Here is a 16,604-nt window from a genome sequence, read left to right as displayed (position 1 = left end):
CTGCGTGAGAAGCTCGGGATGGCCCACGGTCACGTCGCCTACGGCATGCGGGCCTCCTTCGGCACGGCCTACGTCACGCCTGAGCACGTCGCTGCCTGGGAAGGCGGCACCGCTCTGCCCAGTGCGGGTGAACTGGCGGCTCTGGCGGGGGCGTTGTGGTGCCATCCCCGGGAACTCATGGGACGCCCGCGGACGTTGCGCGAGCACCGCATCGCCCAGGGGGTCGCCGCCGAGGACGTCGCCCGCGGCACGGGTGTGCCGCTGGACGCCTACGTCCGTATGGAGGAGGCCGGCCGGTGGAGCGGGGACAAGAGGCAGTCCGCGAAACTCGGCCATGTGCTCAGACTGCCCCCGCGTGACTTCGTCGCCGTCACCGGACTGGAGGGCGAACTCGCACGCATGCTCACCGAGGCCGTCACCACGCGGTGGCAGGCCCACGTCCGCTCCATCGCCAAGCTCATCTCCGTGGAGCGCAAGGAGCTGAACGAGCCGCTGGACTCCATGTATCACGAGTACCAGGCGCTCATGGCCGCCACGCTCAGCCGGGCCGGTGGCAGCACCGCCTCCGGCGAGGACGGGCGGCGTTACCTCGAGGAGATCGTCGACCACTTCTGGGACCGGCTCCCGGATCAGGCGTAACCGCCCGGGCAGGGGAGGCGCGGTTCAGCCCCTGGGGGCCGGGGCGGTGTCCTCGTGCTCGGCCAGCACCGGGAAGCGGCGCGGGGCGACGAACACCAGTACCAGCAGGGCCAGTCCGGCCGCCACGGCCGCACCGGTGAAGACATGGTCGGTGGCGGTGTCGACGGCACGCCGCAGGTGGTCCGTCGCTGCGGCCGAGAGCGCCGCGGGGTCCTCCAGGGCGCGGGACACGGCGTCCAGGTCACCCGGCAGCCCCGGCACGGGGGCGCCGGCCAGCCGGGAGGCGAGCACCCCGTTGGCGACGGCGCCGAAGAGGGCGGCCCCCACGCTCTGGCCGACCTGACGGCAGAAGAGCACGGACGCCGTCGTCGTACCGCGCTCGGTCCAGCCGACCGTCGACTGCACGCCGATGATCAGCGGGAGCTGGAAGAGGCCGAGTGTCGCGCCGAGCAGCAGCATCAGCAGGGCGGGCTGCCAGGCGGCGCCGGGGTAGGGCAGCAGGGGGAAGCAGAGCAGGGCCAGCAGGGCCCCCGACATGCCGATGATCGCGGTGCGGCGGAAGCCGACGCGGTTGTAGACCCGGTCGGACAGGGCTGCGGCGACGGGCCAGCTCAGGGTCATCACGGACAGGACGAACCCGGCGGCGATCGGGCCGAGTCCGAGGACCGACTGGGCGTACGTCGGGAGGAAGACGGTCGGCGCGACCATCAGCAGCCCCATCGCGCCGAGGGCGAGGTTGACCGAGGCGATGGTGCGCCGCCGCCAGACCCAGCCGGGGATGACGGGTTCGGCGGCGCGGCGCTCGATCACGACGGTCAGGCCGGCGAGTGCGGCGGCGGCCCCCAGCAGTCCCAGTGAGGGGAGGGACAGCCAGGGCCAGGCGACGCCGCCCTGGACGAGTGCGGTCAGCAGGAGCGCGCCGGTGGCGAAGACCGCGAGGGCACCCGCCCAGTCGATGCGGGGGCGGGCGGCGGGGCGCGGCCGGGCGGGTTCATGGAGGTGACGGACCACCAGCCAGAGGGCGACGGCACCGACCGGCAGGTTGATGAGGAAGATCCAGCGCCAGTCGGCGTACGCGGCGAGAAGTCCGCCGACGGCGGGTCCTGCCACGGCTGAGGTGGCCCAGACGGTGGACAGTTTCGCCTGGATCCTCGGCCGTTCCCTGAGCGGGTACAGGTCGGCGGCGATGGTCTGCACCGTGCCCTGGAGAGCGCCGCCGCCGAGGCCCTGGACGACGCGGAAGGCGATGAGGGCCGCCATGTTCCAGGCGGCGGCGCAGAGCAGGGAGCCGGCCAGGAAGAGGATGATGCCGGTGATCAGGACGGGCTTGCGGCCGAAGGTGTCGGAGAGTTTCCCGTACACCGGCAGGGTGACCGTCACGGCGAGCAGGTAGCCGGAGAAGAGCCAGGAGAAGACGGAGAAGCCGCCCAGGTCGCCGACGATCTGGGGGACGGCGGTGGCGACGATCGTCCCGTCGATGGCGGCGAGGCCCATGCCGAGCATGAGGGCCGCGGCGACCGGGCGGCGGGCGCGGTCGGCGTCCGGTGCCGTTACGGGGGGAGCTGCCCCGTGCACCGCTTCGGGGCTGTCCTTGCCGCCGGTGCCGTTCGTGCCGCCCACAGGAGTCCCTTCCCTATGCATCTATTTCCTGGGGGTCACTGTCCCACCACCCGCGGTCCTGCGGGAACCGCAGGCCGAGGCGTGAGACCCCTACTCGGGTCCCGTCCTTGGGGCTTGGACCCTTAGGGGGAGCTACGTAGTTGTGCCCGGGGGCCGTTCCTCCCGCCGGAGGACGTGACGGGTGCGTCCCCTTCCTTAGCGTGTTACCGCACCGCCGATGCGGCCGGCCACAGGGAACGGGGTGGGGGAAACCCCCCTCGAAGACTGCGCCGGGCACCAGCGCGCCGGACCCCCTTCCCACCCGAGACTCGGACCGTACACAGAGACGTCCGCGCATCGACCGACATAGGAGAAAAACCGTGACAACGGCTGTAACCATTCCCAGGCACGGGGACACTGGAGGGCATACGGCCGTAGCTGCGCGAGCGCGGCAGGTCGTCAAGGCGTACGGGGCGGGCGAGACCCGGGTCGTGGCACTCGACCACGTCGACGTGGACATCGTCCGAGGGCAGTTCACGGCGATCATGGGCCCGTCCGGGTCCGGCAAGTCGACCCTGATGCACTGCCTGGCCGGCCTGGACACGGTGACGTCGGGGCAGATCCACCTGGCCGACACCGAGATCACGGGCCTCAAGGACAAGAAGCTGACGCAGCTGCGACGGGACCGGATCGGTTTCATCTTCCAGGCGTTCAACCTCCTCCCCACGCTCGACGCCCTCGAGAACATCACGCTGCCGATGGACATCGCGGGCCGCAGACCCGACGAGGGATGGCTTCGGCAGGTCGTGGAGACCGTCGGCCTCACCGAGCGGCTGAAGCACCGGCCCACCCAGCTCTCCGGCGGTCAGCAGCAGCGCGTGGCCGTGGCCCGGGCGCTCGCCGCCCGCCCCGAGATCATCTTCGGTGACGAGCCCACGGGGAACCTGGACTCGCGGGCCGGCGCCGAGGTGCTGTCCTTCCTGCGCAGGTCGGTCGACGAGCTCGGCCAGACCATCGTCATGGTCACCCACGACCCGGTGGCCGCCTCCTACGCGGACCGTGTCCTCTACCTCGCGGACGGCTCCATCGTCGACGAGATGCGCAACCCGACGGCCGAGCAGGTCCTGGACCGCATGAAGGACTTCGACGCGCGCGGGCGGACGTCATGACCGTGTGGAAGACCTCGATGCGCAACTTCCTCGCGCACAAGGGGCGGATGGCGCTCTCCGCCGTCGCCGTCCTGCTGTCGGTGGCGTTCGTGTGCGGCACGCTCGTCCTCACGGACACGATGAACGCCACCTTCGACAAGCTCTTCGCGGCGACGTCCGCGGACGTCACGGTCAGCCCGAAGGCGGCGGCCGACGCCGAGGACCTCCCGGAGACCGGCAAACCCGAGGCGCTCCCCGCGTCCGTCGTGGCCGAGGTCGCCGGCGTGGACGGGGTGAAGAAAGCCGAGGGCGCGGTCGTCAGCATGGCCGTCACGCTCGTCGACGCCCAGGACAAGAACCTCGGGTCCGACACCGGTGCCCCGACCATCGCAGGCAACTGGACCGAGAACGACCTGCGGTCCATGGAGATCACCTCAGGCCACGCCCCGCGCGGCCCCACCGAAGCGATGATCGACGCGGACACGGCCGAGAAGCACGGCCTGAAGCTCGGTGACGAGGTGCGCACCATCGCCGTCACCGGGGACATCAGGGCGAAGATCACCGGTATCGCGGCGTTCACCGTCACGAACCCCGGCGCTGCCGTCGTCTACCTCGACACCGCCACCGCGCAGCAGAAGCTGCTGGGTGCCCCCGACGTCTTCTCGCACATCTCGGTCACCGCCGAAGCGGGAGTCGCGGACACCGAGTTGAAGACGGACGTCGCCTCGGCCCTGGGCGGTCCGGCGGCGTACAAGCTGCAGACCCAGAAGGAGGCCGCCGCCGCGAACAAGGACTCCATGGGCTCCTTCCTGGACGTCATGAAGTACGCGATGCTCGGCTTCGCCGGGATCGCCTTCCTCGTCGGCATCTTCCTGATCGTCAACACGTTCTCGATGCTGGTCGCCCAGCGCACCCGGGAGATCGGGCTGATGCGGGCCATCGGCTCCAGCCGCAAGCAGGTGAACCGGTCCGTGCTCGTCGAGGCGGTACTCCTGGGCATCGTCGGATCGGTCCTGGGTGTCGCCGCCGGCATCGGCCTCGCCGTGGGCCTGATGAAGTTCATGGGCGCCATCGGCATGGAACTGTCCACCAAGGACCTCACGATCGCCTGGACGACCCCGGTGATCGGGCTGGCGCTCGGCATCGTCGTCACCGTCCTCGCCGCGTACGTCCCGGCCCGCCGGGCCGGCAGGGTCTCCCCGATGGCCGCCCTGCGCGACGCCGGCACCCCGGCGGACACCAGGTCCGGCTGGATCCGGGCGGTGCTCGGCCTGGTCCTCACCGGTGCCGGTGCTGCCGGCCTGTGGGCGACGACCCGGGTCGACGAGGCGAGCGAGGGCTCGCTCTACCTGGGCCTCGGCGTGGTCCTCACCCTGATCGGGTTCATCGTGATCGGCCCACTGCTCGCCGGTGGCGTCGTCCGGGTCCTCGGCGTCGTCGTCCTGCGGCTGTTCGGCCCGGTGGGGCGCCTGGCGGAGCGCAACGCGCTGCGCAACCCGCGTCGTACGGGAGCGACCGGCGCCGCCCTGATGATCGGCCTCGCCCTGGTCGCCTGCCTCTCGGTCGTCGGCTCCTCCATGGTCGCCTCGGCCACCGACGAGCTGGACAAGTCGGTCGGCACGGACTTCATCGTCCAGTCGAACACCGGACAGCTGATCGTCCCGCAGGCCGCCGAGGCCATCAAGAAGGTCCCGGGCATCGAGCACGTCACCGACTACAAGGTCCTCGCCGCGAAGCTCACCAACCCCGACGGGTCGACCGCCGACGAGCACGTCACCGCCGCCGACCCGACGTACCCGCAGGACCTGCGGCGCACGACCGTGGCCGGTGACCTGGCCAAGGCGTACGGCGAGAACGCCATGTCGGTCGGCTCGGACTACGCCGCGCTGCACAAGATCGAGACGGGGGACGAGATCACCGTCGCGTTCAAGGCCGGCGGGACCGCGAAGCTGAAGGTCGCGGCGATCACCTCGGACGACACGACCGTCGACCAGGGCGCGATGTACATCAACACCACGACCGCCGAGCGTTACGTCGACGCCGACAGGATGCCCACGAACATGATCATGTTCGCCTCGGCGCAGGACGGCAAGGAGAAGGAGGCGTACGCCGCCCTCAAGAGCTCGCTCGCCGCGTACCCGCAGTACAAGGTGCAGAACCAGGCCGACTTCAAGGAGGACCTGAAGGGCCAGGTCGGCCAGCTGCTGAACATCGTGTACGGCCTGCTCGCCCTGGCGATCATCGTCGCGGTGCTCGGGGTGGTGAACACCCTGGCCCTCTCGGTCGTCGAGCGGACCCGGGAGATCGGCCTGATGCGGGCGATCGGCCTCTCCCGCCGCCAGCTGCGGCGCATGATCCGGCTGGAGTCCGTGGTGATCGCCCTGTTCGGCGCGCTGCTCGGACTCGGCCTGGGCATGGGCTGGGGCACCTCGGCCCAGAAGCTGCTGGCCCTGGAAGGGCTCGGTGTCCTGGAGATCCCGTGGCCGACGATCATCACGGTCTTCGTCGCCTCGGCCTTCGTGGGACTGTTCGCCGCACTGGTCCCGGCCTTCCGGGCCGGCCGGATGAACGTCCTGAACGCGATCGCCACGGACGGGTGACGGTGCCGGACGCAGGATGACGGATCCGGCCCCGGGCGCTCCTCCGAGCGCCCGGGGCCGGATCGTGTCATGGCCGCCGTCGTCAGGCGTGCATGACCGGTACGTCGTACTGGGGGATCCACTTGTTGCGGGTGACGACCGTCAGTCCTTCGGTCTGTGCCTGGGCGACGAGGATGCGGTCGAAGGGATCGCGGTGGAGCGGAGGGAGGCGGCCTGCTTTGACGCCGTGCCCAGCGGTGATCGCGAGACTGGTCAGCTGGCAGTCGCGGACCCGCTCGGCCAGGTCATCGGGACCAGCCAACTTTCCGGCCGACTGTTTGATGGCGATCTCCCACGGAGTCGCGGCACTGAGGTAGACGGCGGGCTCCGTGTCGATGAGGTCCTTCAGCTCGTCGGAGAGTTCAGGGGAGTCGTCGAGCCACCACAGGGCGACGTGGGTGTCGAGCAGGAGGCGCATCAGCGCATCCCGAAGGCGTCGGCGATGTCGTCCGGAAGCTCGTCGAAGTTGTCGGGGATGTGGATCTGTCCCCGGAGGGATCCGCGACCGGTCCGCCGTACCTTCGGATGAAGGGGCACGACCTTCGCGATGGGCTCCCCGGCCCGGCTGATCACGACCTCCTCGCCGGTCTCGACCTGCTGCAGTATCCGGGAGAAGTGGGTCTTGGCCTCGTGCACGTTGTACTGCCGGCCTGCTTCCATGACGCCTCGCTCGGGCCAGAGATGGACTAACTGCTGGACCAAGGCTAGCCCCGCCGCCGCCGTACGGACAACGGCGTTCCCTCGCGCGAGTGACACACCGGCGTCGTACGCTGGACACCCCGGCCCGTCCCACGTGTCGGGTCCTTCGCGTTGCTCACTCGCCCCACCGGACGGAACCCTTCATGAGCCTGCACGGTCTGCTGGACGTCGTCGTCACCGACCCGGCGCTCTCCGAAGCGGTGAAGGCCGCATCCGACGGCCACCGGGCCCACGTCGACCTGGTCGGACCGCCCGCCGTACGCCCCTTCGCCGTGGCCGCCCTGGCCCGCGAGGCCGGGCGCACCGTGCTGGCCGTCACCGCGACCGGCCGCGAGGCCGAGGACCTGGCCGCGGCGCTGCGGACCCTGCTGCCCCCCGACACCGTGGCGGAGTTCCCCTCCTGGGAGACGCTGCCCCACGAGCGGCTCTCACCCCGCTCGGACACCGTGGGCCGCCGCCTCGCCGTGCTGCGCCGGCTCACTCACCCCCGGCAGGACGACCCGGAGACCGGACCGGTCAGCGTGGTCGTCGCTCCGGTCCGCTCCGTGCTCCAGCCGCAGGTCAAGGGGCTGGGCGACCTGGAGCCCGTCGCGCTGAGCAGCGGGCAGACGGCGGATCTGGGCGAGGTCGTGGACGCCCTCGCGGCGGCGGCGTACGCCCGGGTCGAGCTGGTCGAGAAGCGCGGGGAGTTCGCCGTACGCGGCGGGATCCTGGACGTCTTCCCGCCGACCGAGGAACACCCCCTCCGGGTGGAGTTCTGGGGCGACGACGTCGAGGAGATCCGTTACTTCAAGATCGCTGACCAGCGGTCCCTGGAGGTCGCCGAGCACGGGCTGTGGGCGCCGCCCTGTCGTGAGCTGCTGCTCACCGAGGACGTACGCGCCCGGGCGGCGGCCTTGGCGGAGGCGCACCCCGAGCTGGGTGAGCTGCTGGGGAAGATCGCCGAGGGCATCGCCGTCGAGGGCATGGAGTCGCTGGCCCCGGTGCTCGTGGACGAGATGGAGCTGCTGATCGACGTCCTGCCGAAGGGCTCGATGGCGCTGGTCTGCGACCCGGAGCGGGTGCGCACCCGGGCGGCGGACCTCGTCGCCACGAGCCAGGAGTTCCTCCAGGCGTCCTGGGCGGCCACGGCGGGCGGTGGCGAGGCCCCGATCGACGTCGGGGCCGCCTCCCTGCGGGGCATCGCAGACATCCGGGACCGGGCCCGTGAGCTGGGCATGATGTGGTGGTCCACCTCCCCGTTCGCCGCCGACGAGGAACCCGACGGAGACACGCTGAAGCTCGGGATGCACGCCCCGGAGGCGTACCGGGGCGACACCGCCCGTGCGCTCGCCGACACCAAGGGGTGGTTGGCGGACGGCTGGCGCACGGTGTACGTCACCGCGGGCCAGGGGCCGGCCTCCCGCACGGTCGAGGTGCTGGGCGGCGAGGGCATCGCCGCCCGGCTCGACCCGGACCTGACCGTGATCACGCCCTCACTCGTCCACGTCTCGTGCGGGGCCGTCGACCACGGCTTCGTCGATCCGGCCATGAAGCTGGCCGTGCTGACGGAGACGGACCTGACCGGGCAGCGCACCGCCAGCAAGGACCTGGGCCGGATGCCGGCCCGCCGCCGCAAGTCCGTCGACCCGCTGACCCTCCAGGCCGGCGACTACATCGTCCACGAACAGCACGGGGTGGGCCGCTACATCGAGATGGTGCAGCGCACCGTGCAGGGCGCGACCCGCGAGTACCTCCTCGTCGAGTACGCACCCGCCAAGCGCGGCCAGCCCGGCGACCGGCTCTACATCCCGACCGACCAGCTGGAGCAGGTCACCAAGTACGTCGGCGGTGAGGCCCCGACCCTGCACCGGCTCGGGGGCGCCGACTGGACGAAGACGAAGCAGCGGGCCAAGAAGGCGGTCAAGGAGATCGCCGCCGACCTGATCAAGCTGTACTCGGCGAGGATGGCCGCGCCCGGCCACGCCTTCGCTCCGGACACGCCGTGGCAGCGCGAGCTGGAGGACGCCTTCCCGTACGCGGAGACGCCCGACCAGCTGTCGACGATCGCCGAGGTGAAGGAGGACATGGAGAAGTCCGTCCCCATGGACCGGCTGATCTGTGGCGACGTCGGTTACGGCAAGACGGAGATCGCGGTGCGCGCGGCCTTCAAGGCGGTCCAGGACGGCAAGCAGGTCGCGGTGCTGGTGCCCACGACGCTGCTGGTCCAGCAGCACTTCGGCACGTTCACCGAGCGGTACGCGCAGTTCCCCGTCAACGTCCGGGCGCTGAGCCGCTTCCAGTCGGACACCGAGTCGAAGGCGACGCTGGAGGGGCTGAAGGACGGGTCCGTGGACCTGGTCATCGGCACGCACCGGCTGTTCTCGTCGGAGACCAAGTTCAAGGACCTGGGCCTGGTCATCGTCGACGAGGAGCAGCGCTTCGGCGTCGAGCACAAGGAACAGCTGAAGAAGCTGCGGGCCAACGTGGACGTGCTGACGATGTCGGCGACGCCCATCCCCCGTACGCTCGAGATGGCCGTCACGGGCATCCGCGAGATGTCGACGATCACGACGCCCCCCGAGGAGCGGCACCCCGTCCTCACGTTCGTCGGGCCGTACGAGGAGAAGCAGATCGGCGCGGCCCTGCGTCGTGAACTCCTGCGTGAGGGCCAGGTGTTCTACATCCACAACCGGGTCGAGTCCATCGACAGGGCCGCGGCGCGGCTGCGCGAGATCGTGCCCGAGGCGCGGATCGCGACGGCTCACGGGCAGATGGGGGAGAGTCAGCTGGAGCAGGTCGTCGTCGACTTCTGGGAGAAGAGGTTCGACGTGCTGGTCTCCACGACGATCGTCGAGTCCGGCATCGACATCTCCAACGCCAACACGCTGATCGTGGAGCGCGGCGACAACTTCGGTCTCTCCCAGCTGCACCAGCTGCGCGGTCGTGTGGGCCGTGGCCGGGACCGGGGCTACTCCTACTTCCTGTACCCGCCGGAGAAGCCGCTGACGGAGACCGCGCACGAGCGGCTGGCGACGATCGCCCAGCACACCGAGATGGGTGCGGGCATGTACGTGGCGATGAAGGACCTGGAGATCCGCGGCGCGGGAAACCTGCTCGGCGGTGAACAGTCCGGTCACATCGCCGGCGTCGGCTTCGACCTGTACATCCGGATGGTCGGCGAGGCGGTGGCGGACTACCGGGCGGCGGTGGACGGCGGCGTCGAGGAGGAGCCGCCGCTGGAGGTCAAGATCGAGCTCCCGGTCGACGCGCACGTCCCGCACGACTACGCCCCGGGTGAGCGGCTGCGCCTCCAGGCGTACCGCGCCATCGCCTCGGCGAACTCGGAGGAGGACATCCGGGCGGTGCGCGAGGAGCTCGCCGACCGCTACGGCAAGCTGCCGGAGCCGGTGGAGAACCTCCTGCTGGTGGCGGGCCTGCGGATGCTGGCCCGGGCCTGCGGGGTGGGCGAGATCGTGCTGCAGGGACCGAACATCCGCTTCGCGCCCGTGGAGCTGAGGGAGTCGCAGGAGCTGCGGCTGAAGCGGCTGCATCCGAAGACGATCTTCAAGCCGGCGGCCCGGCAGATCCTCGTGCCTCGGCCGACGGCCGGCCGGATCGGTGGGAAGCCGGTGGTGGGGCGCGAACTCCTGTCGTGGACCGGGGAGTTCCTCACGACGATCCTGGGGTCTTAGGGCAGGGTCGTCCGCTCCGGCCCCGCCGTGACTCCCGGCGGGGCCGACGTCCTCCCGGCGCTACGGACAGGGGGGCCGGTCAAAGGCCACCCAGACCGTCTTGCCGACGGCATGGTGGTCGACACCCAACTCCGCGGCCAGCTGCCGGGCGAGGAACAGACCCCGGCCCGAACCGCTCTCCTCGCCCACGAGCCGGACGGCCGGACGGCCGCCCCCGCTGTCGCGGACCGCCAGGCGTACGAAGTGGTCGGTGGCGCTCAGGCGCACCGAGAACTCCCTTCCCGGCGGCACTCCATGGAGCAACGCGTTGGTCGCGAGCTCGGAGACGCAGAGCTTTATGTCGGCGATCAGGGGGGCCAGCTGCCACCCCGTCAGGACCTGGTCGACGAAATCGCGTGAAGCGCGGACGGACGTCTTCCGTCGTGGGAAGCGCCGTTGCTGTGACAGAGGCACGGTGTGCACCGCCTTGCTCGTGGGCCGTAACGGCGCGACCGTATCGCTATTCGCTATTCGCGAAAAGCGGCAAGGTATGCTTTGGGGGAGCCGGGCGGCTTCGCCTACCGTGTGCTCGACACGGCCCGGCGGTGTTTCGAGGAGGAAGAATGGTCGAGGGAGTTCCGGTCACCACGTCGGCCCGCTACCTGGCGCCTTCCGGGGCAGGGGCCGGTGACGTCTGGGCAGCCGACGCGGCAGCCGGCGGGCACCGGGGGACGCAGGAGATCGTGCGGGCCGGGGAGGTGGACGCCCCCGGCCGGGTGGCCGTGCTGCTCGGTCTGGGCAAGGGGCAGCGGGTCGTCGAGCGGCGCAGGGTCATGTATCTCGACGGTGTGCCCTGCGAGTTGACCGACACCTACTACCCGGCGCGGATCGCGCGGGGTACGAAGCTGGCAGGGACCGCCAGGATCCGTGGAGGGGCGGTACGCCTCCTGGCGGAGCTGGGCCACGTCGGTGTCAAGGTGCAGGAAGAGGTGGTCGCGCGCATGCCCACGAAGGATGAGCGGGTCGCTCTGGCCGTGGACGGGGATGTGCCGGTACTTGAACTGATACGGCTCACTCTGGACGCGCACGATCGGCCGGTCCAGGCCGACGTGATGGTCATGCCGCCGGGCGGCCAGCGACTGCGGTACGAGATCAGGATCGGATGAGCGTGTCCGGACACGAAGGGGAAGCCGTGGACCGTCGCTCCCTTCACGAGCGCATCGCGGCCGATCTGCGGGACGAGATCATGTCGGGTGACCTGGCACCCGGGGCCGGCCTTCCGTCCACCGCGCAGTTGAAGGAGCGGTTCGGGGCGTCGAACGCCACCGTCCAGAAGGCGTTGCGCCTCTTGAAGGAGGAGCGGTTGGTGATCGGCAGGGCCGGGGCTTCGGTCACCGTGCGCGACCACCGGCAGCGGACGATCCGCCCCGCGTCGTACATGGCGCCTGCGGTCTCCGGTGAGCCGTACCGCTGGCTGGCCGAGGCGGAGCGCTCCGGCGTCCAGGCGCACAGCACGCTCGTGGAAGTGGCGGAGGCGGTGCCCCCGGCTGACGTGGCCGACGCACTGGGCCTGCGGCAGGGAGAGGCGGCCGCCCTTCGGCGCCAGGTGCTGTCGATCGATGGTGAGCCCGCGGAGCTCGTCGCCTCGTACTACCCGATGGACATCGCTCGGGGAACCGCGATCACCGAGCGCCGTAGGATTCCCGGCGGCACGCCCACTCTGCTCGCCTCGCTCGGCCATCCGCCCAGGCTCAGTGTGGACCGGGTGTCCGCGCGTGTGGCCACGCAGGATCAGTACCGGCTGCTGAGGCTTCCCGGGGACCTTCCCGTGCTGCGCACTCTGCGTGTCGTCCTCAGTGACCATGACCGGGCCATCGAGGCCACGGTGATGGTGAAGGCAGGCCATCTCTACGAGGTGCAGTACGAGTTCACGCCCGGCTCCGCCTGATCGCCGTTGGGTGCGGGAAGGTCCGCAGGGCCCCCGGTCATTCCTCGTCGTCGTCTCGGCGCGTGAAGATCAGGCCGGTCAGTGAGCGGAAGGCGGCCTCCGGGGTGCGGCCTTCCATGGCGTCGGCGAGGTTGCCCGTCAGTAGCAGGGTGGCGAAGCCGTGGGCGAGCGACCAGGCGGCGATGCCCGCGAGCCGGGCGTCCTCGCCACGGGCGGCGTCGGAAAGGCCGTCGACACCCGCGCGGAGCTCGTCCGTGGCGCGCGCCTTCGCGGTGAGCAGGGCCGTGTCGTCGGGCCGGTACAGCTCGGGGCGGAACATCACCTGGAAGTGCGCGGGGTGCCTGGCGGCGAACCGTACGTAGGCCACGCCCCGTTCCTGGAGGTCGGGGGCCTCGGCGAGGGCGTCCGCGAAGAGCGCGTACCCCTCGGCGGCCACGGCGGTGAGCAGGCCGGTGCGGTCCTTGAAGTGGTGGGCCGGCGCGGCGTGCGAGACACCCGCGCGGCGTGCCAGATCGCGCAGGGACAGGGCGTCGGGGCCTTCCTGGGTGATGACGTCGAGGGCGGCGGCGAGCAGGGTCCGCCGCAGGTCACCGTGGTGGTAGGCGCGTTCGCTGGTCATGGCACGTACGGTACGCGGAATCTAGGCATTGACAAGTTTACGGTCGCGGCGCACCCTGAGTATCTAGTCACTGACAAGATTGACCGGGGAGCGGGAGGTCGGGAGATGTCCGACGAATGGGGTCGCGTGCGTCAGATGTGGCACCTGCTGGAGCCCTTGCACGCCGTCGTCTACTACGCGCCGGAGGCCTTCGAGGAGGCCGCGGCGCTGGGGTACGCCACCGACGAGCGGTGGCCCAGCTACTTCGCCTGGCGTGCCGCGCCGCTCGGGGCGGTGGACGCGGACCGGGTGACGAGGACGTTCCACAGCTTCGATCCCCGGATGGTCGGCGCGTACGTGCCGGCCGTCTGGTCCGTCGCCTCCCCGGAGGCCGTGCTCGCGGCCAGGGCGAGAGCGGTGGACCGGGCGTATCGGGCGCTGTTCGGGGACCGGGTGGACGGGCCGGAGCTCGCCGAGGCCGCGGCGCTCGCCCGGCGGGCGGCGTCGGCGGCGGACGTGGCCGGGCGTCCCCTCGCCGGAGCCGCTGCCGCGTTGCCCTGGCCGGACGAGCCACATGTGGCGCTCTGGCACGCGGCGACGATCCTGCGGGAGCACCGGGGGGACGGCCATGTGGCGGCGCTCGTGGGGGCGGGACTCGATCCGGTGGAGTCGCTGGTCTCCTTCGCGGCCGTCGGTGCCGCCCGCCCGGAGGTTTTCGCGAGCCGGGGATGGAGCGGTGAGGAGTGGGGGGCCGCCCGTGCCCGGCTGGCCGCGAGAGGGCTGCTGGAGGAGGACGGGACGGCCACGCTCGCGGGCCGCGCGCTGCGCGCCGAGGTCGAACGCCGTACGGACGAGAGCGCGGCGCAGCCCTGGCGGGCGCTCGGTGCCGAGGCGCGGGAACGGCTCGTGAAACTGCTGGGGCCGCTGTGGGTGGAGACGATCGGCTCGGGGCTCCTGCCGTCCGAGACGACGCTGGGGATCGGGAAGGTGTGAGCCGGCCCGGGCCGGCGTGACGGCACTGGCCCGTGTCGTGACGGGGGAGACACCCGCCCCGTGCCGTCACGCCGGCCTGACGCCTAATCTGGTCCGCTGTGAAGCCTTCTGACGCAGCGAGCCCCCGAAACCGCCTCCTCGCTCTGGTGACCGTGGCCCTGACGGGTTCTCTGGCCCTGACCGGGTGCGACTCCCTCGACGAACTGCCGGACCCCGCACGTTCCGAGGCGGCACCGGCACCCGGCGGCAGCGCGCTGCAGGCGGCCGAGGGCCTCACGGTCAAGGGCCGGGCCCCGAAGACCGGTTACGACCGTGACGAGTTCGGATCGGCATGGATCGACACCGACCGCAACGGCTGCGGCACCCGCGTTATCTCTATGCTTCGCGCCGTGATGGATCTGTTCTCGCAGCGCATGCAGGGTGTGGTCAGCTGTGCGTAGTGAGAGGCACATGAGTCACAAACTCCTGCGGACTCGCGGGAAGAAGGCTGTGCTTTCGGCCGTCTTTGTCACCGCGTGCGTTGCAGGCTGTGATGGCCTGGAGCCGGGCGGAAGTTCCGCAGGATCCGGACCGGACGCAGCTGCCGGCCAGGCGGTGAGCCCGTTGACGAATTCCGACGGGACGAGGCCGGGGCTCGCCGCGCTTACGTCGGAAGCGGACAAGGCCAACGCACGCAAGCTCATCCAAGGACTCACTACAAAGGGGCGTGGGCCGAAGACGGGCTACGAACGGGATGAGTTCGGATACGCGTGGATGGATACGGCGGACGGGGTTCCGCTGGCGAGGAATGGTTGTGACACGCGGAACGACTTGTTGAAACTCCATGGGAGGCACGTGCAGCTCCGTTCAGGTTCCGACTGCGTGGTCGTTGCGATGGACCTGTACGACCCGTACACCGGCAAGGACATTGCTTGGAAGAAGGCGAAGGCCAACGAGGTGCAGATAGACCACGTGGTCCCGCTCTCCTACAGCTGGCAGATGGGCGCCGCCCGATGGCCGGAGAGCAAGCGCAAGCAGCTGGCGAACGACGTGCTCAATCTGCTTCCTGTCGAAGGGCGCGCCAATTCGGCGAAGCGGGACTCGGGGCCCGCGTCCTGGTTGCCGCCGAACAAGAAGATCCGGTGCTCGTACGTGGTCCGCTTCGCGCAGGTCGCTGACAAGTACGAGCTCCCGGTGACGACGGCGGACAAGGCGATGATGCTGAAGCAGTGCAAGGGCTGACAGCATCCCGATGACTGTCCTGGCCCCGGGGCTGCGGAGTTCCTATCGGACGTGGTGGCTAAGGTGCGCAGTCATGGACGCTGCCGATCTCGACCGTCAGGCCCGGACTTTGTCCGGCTGCATCCCTCCGCTCCTGGTCACGCGGCTTCTTGAGCTCGGCCACGATGACGAGGTGGAGGTCCAGGCCCGTTGTGGGGAATGGTTCTGCGCGCGGGCATGGGCGCGGTTGATCGGTGACCAGGGTCGGCAAAGTCAGGCGTTGGAGGTGCTGGCTCCGTACGTTGCCACGGGCTGGTGGCCGGCAGCCCGGACCCAGGCGGAACTGCTGGAGGGCTGGGGGCGGGCAGAGGAGGCGATCGCGCTGTCCCGCCCGTATGCGAGCACGGGAGGACTCCGGCTGGAGTTCTTCGCGCGCCTGCTGGCCCGGCACGGGCGTACGGACGAGGCGATCACTCGGCTGAGCGCCGGAATCGAGGACTCGCTTCTCGCCGCCGCTCTGGTCGACATCGCCGAAGGAACAGGCCGGGACGAAGACATCGCCGCGCTGCTGGCTGCTCGGATCCCCGACCAGCACCGGTGTGACAGCCCGTGGTGCTGCAGCGGCCTGGACCCCGACAGCACCATCGGGCTGCTTGCCACGATCCGCGAACGCCAGGACCGCGTCGACGAAGCGATCGCCCTGCTGCGTACCCGGCACATCACATCCGTCAACAACAGGGATCAGCTGGCCGACCTGCTGGCGAGACACGATCGGATCGAGGAACTTCGCGCGTACGCGGTGACCGAGCACCACGGTCACGCTGCGCAGCGCTTGGCCGAGGCGCTGGAGGAGCGACGCGACGTGGAAGGCGCGATCGCCGTGTACCGGCAGTCGGGCGACTCGCAGGACTTCCGGTGCCACGGCACGGTGCGACTGGCGGATCTCCTGGCACGCCATGGCCGAGGGGGCGAAGGCGTCGATGTGATGCGGCACCTGGCCGAGGCCCATAACGGGGACGACTGGATCCTGCATACGTGGGCCAACCTTTGCCTCGACCAAGGCCGCCCCGAGGACGGCCTGGCGCTCCTTGACGCCCTCGCCGCCGCCCGTGGGCGCGAGGAGGACTGGGACCTGTACTGGATACGGTTGCCGCTGATCGCCGCCCGCGACGGGGTCGACGCAGCGATCGCGCAGGCCCGCTCCCACCCAGAGGGATCCACCTCGTACGCGGTGCCGCACATCGCCGAGCTACTTGCTGGCGCCGGACGCACCGAGGAGGCGGTTGCCGTTCTTGAACAGCAAGCTTCCGCGAACAGCCATGACCTGGCCGGCCACCTCATCGACTTGGGTCGCGTCAAGGACGCTGTCATGCTCCTTCAGCAGCGCGATTCGGAGCCGGTCCCACCTGTCTGGACCGGCTCACTCTTTAGCGATCCCCCGTTCTGACTCCGCCCCTCACGGCTGTCCGGCAGACGACACTCAAGCCG

15 protein-coding genes are annotated in these 16,604 nt (G+C 70.5%); 10 read left to right on the top strand and 5 right to left on the bottom strand.

What is annotated here, in order from left to right:
- The first annotated feature begins 18 nt into the window (after window positions 1-18).
- The gene (locus ABZ441_RS10990; RefSeq protein ID WP_358970885.1) at window positions 19-639 is read left to right on the top strand and encodes an XRE family transcriptional regulator; all 621 of its coding nucleotides are present in this window, start codon (window positions 19-21) and stop codon (window positions 637-639) included.
- Between the two features lie 24 nt (window positions 640-663).
- Here ABZ441_RS10990 and ABZ441_RS10985 read toward each other — a convergent pair whose 3' ends face one another.
- Window positions 664-2,259: an MFS transporter gene (locus tag ABZ441_RS10985; RefSeq protein ID WP_358970882.1), complete on the bottom strand. Its 1,596-nt coding sequence runs from the start codon at window positions 2,257-2,259 to the stop codon at window positions 664-666.
- A 359-nt stretch (window positions 2,260-2,618) separates the two neighbouring features.
- Here ABZ441_RS10985 and ABZ441_RS10980 point away from each other — a divergent pair, with 359 nt between their 5' ends.
- Both ABZ441_RS10980 and ABZ441_RS10975 read left to right on the top strand, forming a co-directional pair.
- Window positions 2,619-3,407, top strand: a complete 789-nt coding sequence (locus ABZ441_RS10980; RefSeq protein WP_358970880.1) for an ABC transporter ATP-binding protein — start codon at window positions 2,619-2,621, stop codon at window positions 3,405-3,407.
- Window positions 3,404-5,986 (top strand): FtsX-like permease family protein, encoded by a 2,583-nt coding sequence (locus ABZ441_RS10975; protein ID WP_358970877.1) that lies wholly within the window; start codon window positions 3,404-3,406, stop codon window positions 5,984-5,986. The genes ABZ441_RS10980 and ABZ441_RS10975 overlap by 4 nt, the downstream gene beginning before the upstream one ends.
- 82 nt (window positions 5,987-6,068) lie before the next feature.
- Here ABZ441_RS10975 and ABZ441_RS10970 read toward each other — a convergent pair whose 3' ends face one another.
- Together ABZ441_RS10970 and ABZ441_RS10965 are read right to left on the bottom strand one after the other, a co-directional pair.
- Window positions 6,069-6,443 (bottom strand): type II toxin-antitoxin system VapC family toxin, encoded by a 375-nt coding sequence (locus ABZ441_RS10970; protein ID WP_358970874.1) that lies wholly within the window; start codon window positions 6,441-6,443, stop codon window positions 6,069-6,071.
- Complete coding sequence (locus ABZ441_RS10965; RefSeq protein WP_358970871.1) at window positions 6,443-6,685, bottom strand: type II toxin-antitoxin system prevent-host-death family antitoxin; 243 nt, start codon at window positions 6,683-6,685, stop codon at window positions 6,443-6,445. Before ABZ441_RS10965 ends, ABZ441_RS10970 begins: the two co-directional genes overlap by 1 nt.
- Window positions 6,686-6,867: 182 nt before the next feature.
- Between ABZ441_RS10965 and mfd the strand changes: the two genes are divergently transcribed.
- Window positions 6,868-10,398, top strand: coding sequence for a transcription-repair coupling factor (gene mfd, locus ABZ441_RS10960; protein WP_358970869.1), 3,531 nt, complete (start codon window positions 6,868-6,870; stop codon window positions 10,396-10,398).
- Window positions 10,399-10,458: 60 nt separating this feature from the next.
- Here the strand turns inward: mfd and ABZ441_RS10955 are convergent, their stop codons facing one another.
- A complete protein-coding gene (locus tag ABZ441_RS10955; RefSeq protein ID WP_358970867.1) occupies window positions 10,459-10,851 on the bottom strand; it encodes an ATP-binding protein in 393 nt (130 codons plus the stop codon).
- Window positions 10,852-11,000: 149 nt separating this feature from the next.
- Between ABZ441_RS10955 and ABZ441_RS10950 the strand changes: the two genes are divergently transcribed.
- Together ABZ441_RS10950 and ABZ441_RS10945 are read left to right on the top strand one after the other, a co-directional pair.
- Window positions 11,001-11,543, top strand: coding sequence for a UTRA domain-containing protein (locus tag ABZ441_RS10950; RefSeq protein WP_358970864.1), 543 nt, complete (start codon window positions 11,001-11,003; stop codon window positions 11,541-11,543).
- Window positions 11,540-12,325 (top strand): GntR family transcriptional regulator, encoded by a 786-nt coding sequence (locus ABZ441_RS10945; protein WP_358970861.1) that lies wholly within the window; start codon window positions 11,540-11,542, stop codon window positions 12,323-12,325. Before ABZ441_RS10950 ends, ABZ441_RS10945 begins: the two co-directional genes overlap by 4 nt.
- Before the next feature lie 37 nt (window positions 12,326-12,362).
- On the opposite strand, the gene ABZ441_RS10940 is transcribed toward ABZ441_RS10945, so the two are convergent.
- On the bottom strand, window positions 12,363-12,944 hold the full coding sequence (locus ABZ441_RS10940) for a TetR/AcrR family transcriptional regulator (protein ID WP_358970858.1): 582 nt from the start codon (window positions 12,942-12,944) through the stop codon (window positions 12,363-12,365).
- A gap of 105 nt (window positions 12,945-13,049) precedes the next feature.
- Between ABZ441_RS10940 and ABZ441_RS10935 the strand changes: the two genes are divergently transcribed.
- From ABZ441_RS10935 to ABZ441_RS10920, 4 genes are all read left to right on the top strand, one after another.
- Window positions 13,050-13,916 (top strand): hypothetical protein, encoded by an 867-nt coding sequence (locus ABZ441_RS10935; protein WP_358970855.1) that lies wholly within the window; start codon window positions 13,050-13,052, stop codon window positions 13,914-13,916.
- 98 nt (window positions 13,917-14,014) lie between these two features.
- Entirely contained in the window at window positions 14,015-14,356 is a 342-nt protein-coding gene (locus tag ABZ441_RS10930; RefSeq protein ID WP_358971149.1) for a hypothetical protein, read from the top strand.
- Between the two features lie 10 nt (window positions 14,357-14,366).
- Entirely contained in the window at window positions 14,367-15,137 is a 771-nt protein-coding gene (locus tag ABZ441_RS10925) for an HNH endonuclease family protein (protein ID WP_358970852.1), read from the top strand.
- Window positions 15,138-15,147: 10 nt separating this feature from the next.
- A complete protein-coding gene (locus ABZ441_RS10920) occupies window positions 15,148-16,563 on the top strand; it encodes a hypothetical protein (RefSeq protein ID WP_358970849.1) in 1,416 nt (471 codons plus the stop codon).
- Window positions 16,564-16,604 lie beyond the last annotated feature (41 nt).

Source organism: Streptomyces sp. NPDC005752 (genome assembly GCF_040630715.1).
Taxonomy (GTDB): Bacteria; Actinomycetota; Actinomycetes; order Streptomycetales; family Streptomycetaceae; genus Streptomyces.
The sequence above is the reverse complement of the archived record's forward strand: the minus strand, read 5'-3'. Positions and strand labels throughout refer to the sequence as shown.

Excerpts from the sequence above, each read along its gene's own strand:
- ABZ441_RS10990 (WP_358970885.1), top strand. The coding sequence starts at position 19 with ATGGCCCACGGTCACGTCGCCTACGGCATGCGGGCCTCCTTCGGCACG.
- ABZ441_RS10925 (WP_358970852.1), top strand. The coding sequence starts at position 14,367 with ATGAGTCACAAACTCCTGCGGACTCGCGGGAAGAAGGCTGTGCTTTCG.
- ABZ441_RS10920 (WP_358970849.1), top strand. The coding sequence starts at position 15,148 with ATGACTGTCCTGGCCCCGGGGCTGCGGAGTTCCTATCGGACGTGGTGG.
- ABZ441_RS10975 (WP_358970877.1), top strand. The coding sequence starts at position 3,404 with ATGACCGTGTGGAAGACCTCGATGCGCAACTTCCTCGCGCACAAGGGG.
- ABZ441_RS10970 (WP_358970874.1), bottom strand. The coding sequence starts at position 6,443 with ATGCGCCTCCTGCTCGACACCCACGTCGCCCTGTGGTGGCTCGACGAC.
- ABZ441_RS10945 (WP_358970861.1), top strand. The coding sequence starts at position 11,540 with ATGAGCGTGTCCGGACACGAAGGGGAAGCCGTGGACCGTCGCTCCCTT.
- ABZ441_RS10965 (WP_358970871.1), bottom strand. The coding sequence starts at position 6,685 with ATGGAAGCAGGCCGGCAGTACAACGTGCACGAGGCCAAGACCCACTTC.
- ABZ441_RS10950 (WP_358970864.1), top strand. The coding sequence starts at position 11,001 with ATGGTCGAGGGAGTTCCGGTCACCACGTCGGCCCGCTACCTGGCGCCT.
- ABZ441_RS10940 (WP_358970858.1), bottom strand. The coding sequence starts at position 12,944 with ATGACCAGCGAACGCGCCTACCACCACGGTGACCTGCGGCGGACCCTG.
- ABZ441_RS10935 (WP_358970855.1), top strand. The coding sequence starts at position 13,050 with ATGTCCGACGAATGGGGTCGCGTGCGTCAGATGTGGCACCTGCTGGAG.
- mfd (WP_358970869.1), top strand. The coding sequence starts at position 6,868 with ATGAGCCTGCACGGTCTGCTGGACGTCGTCGTCACCGACCCGGCGCTC.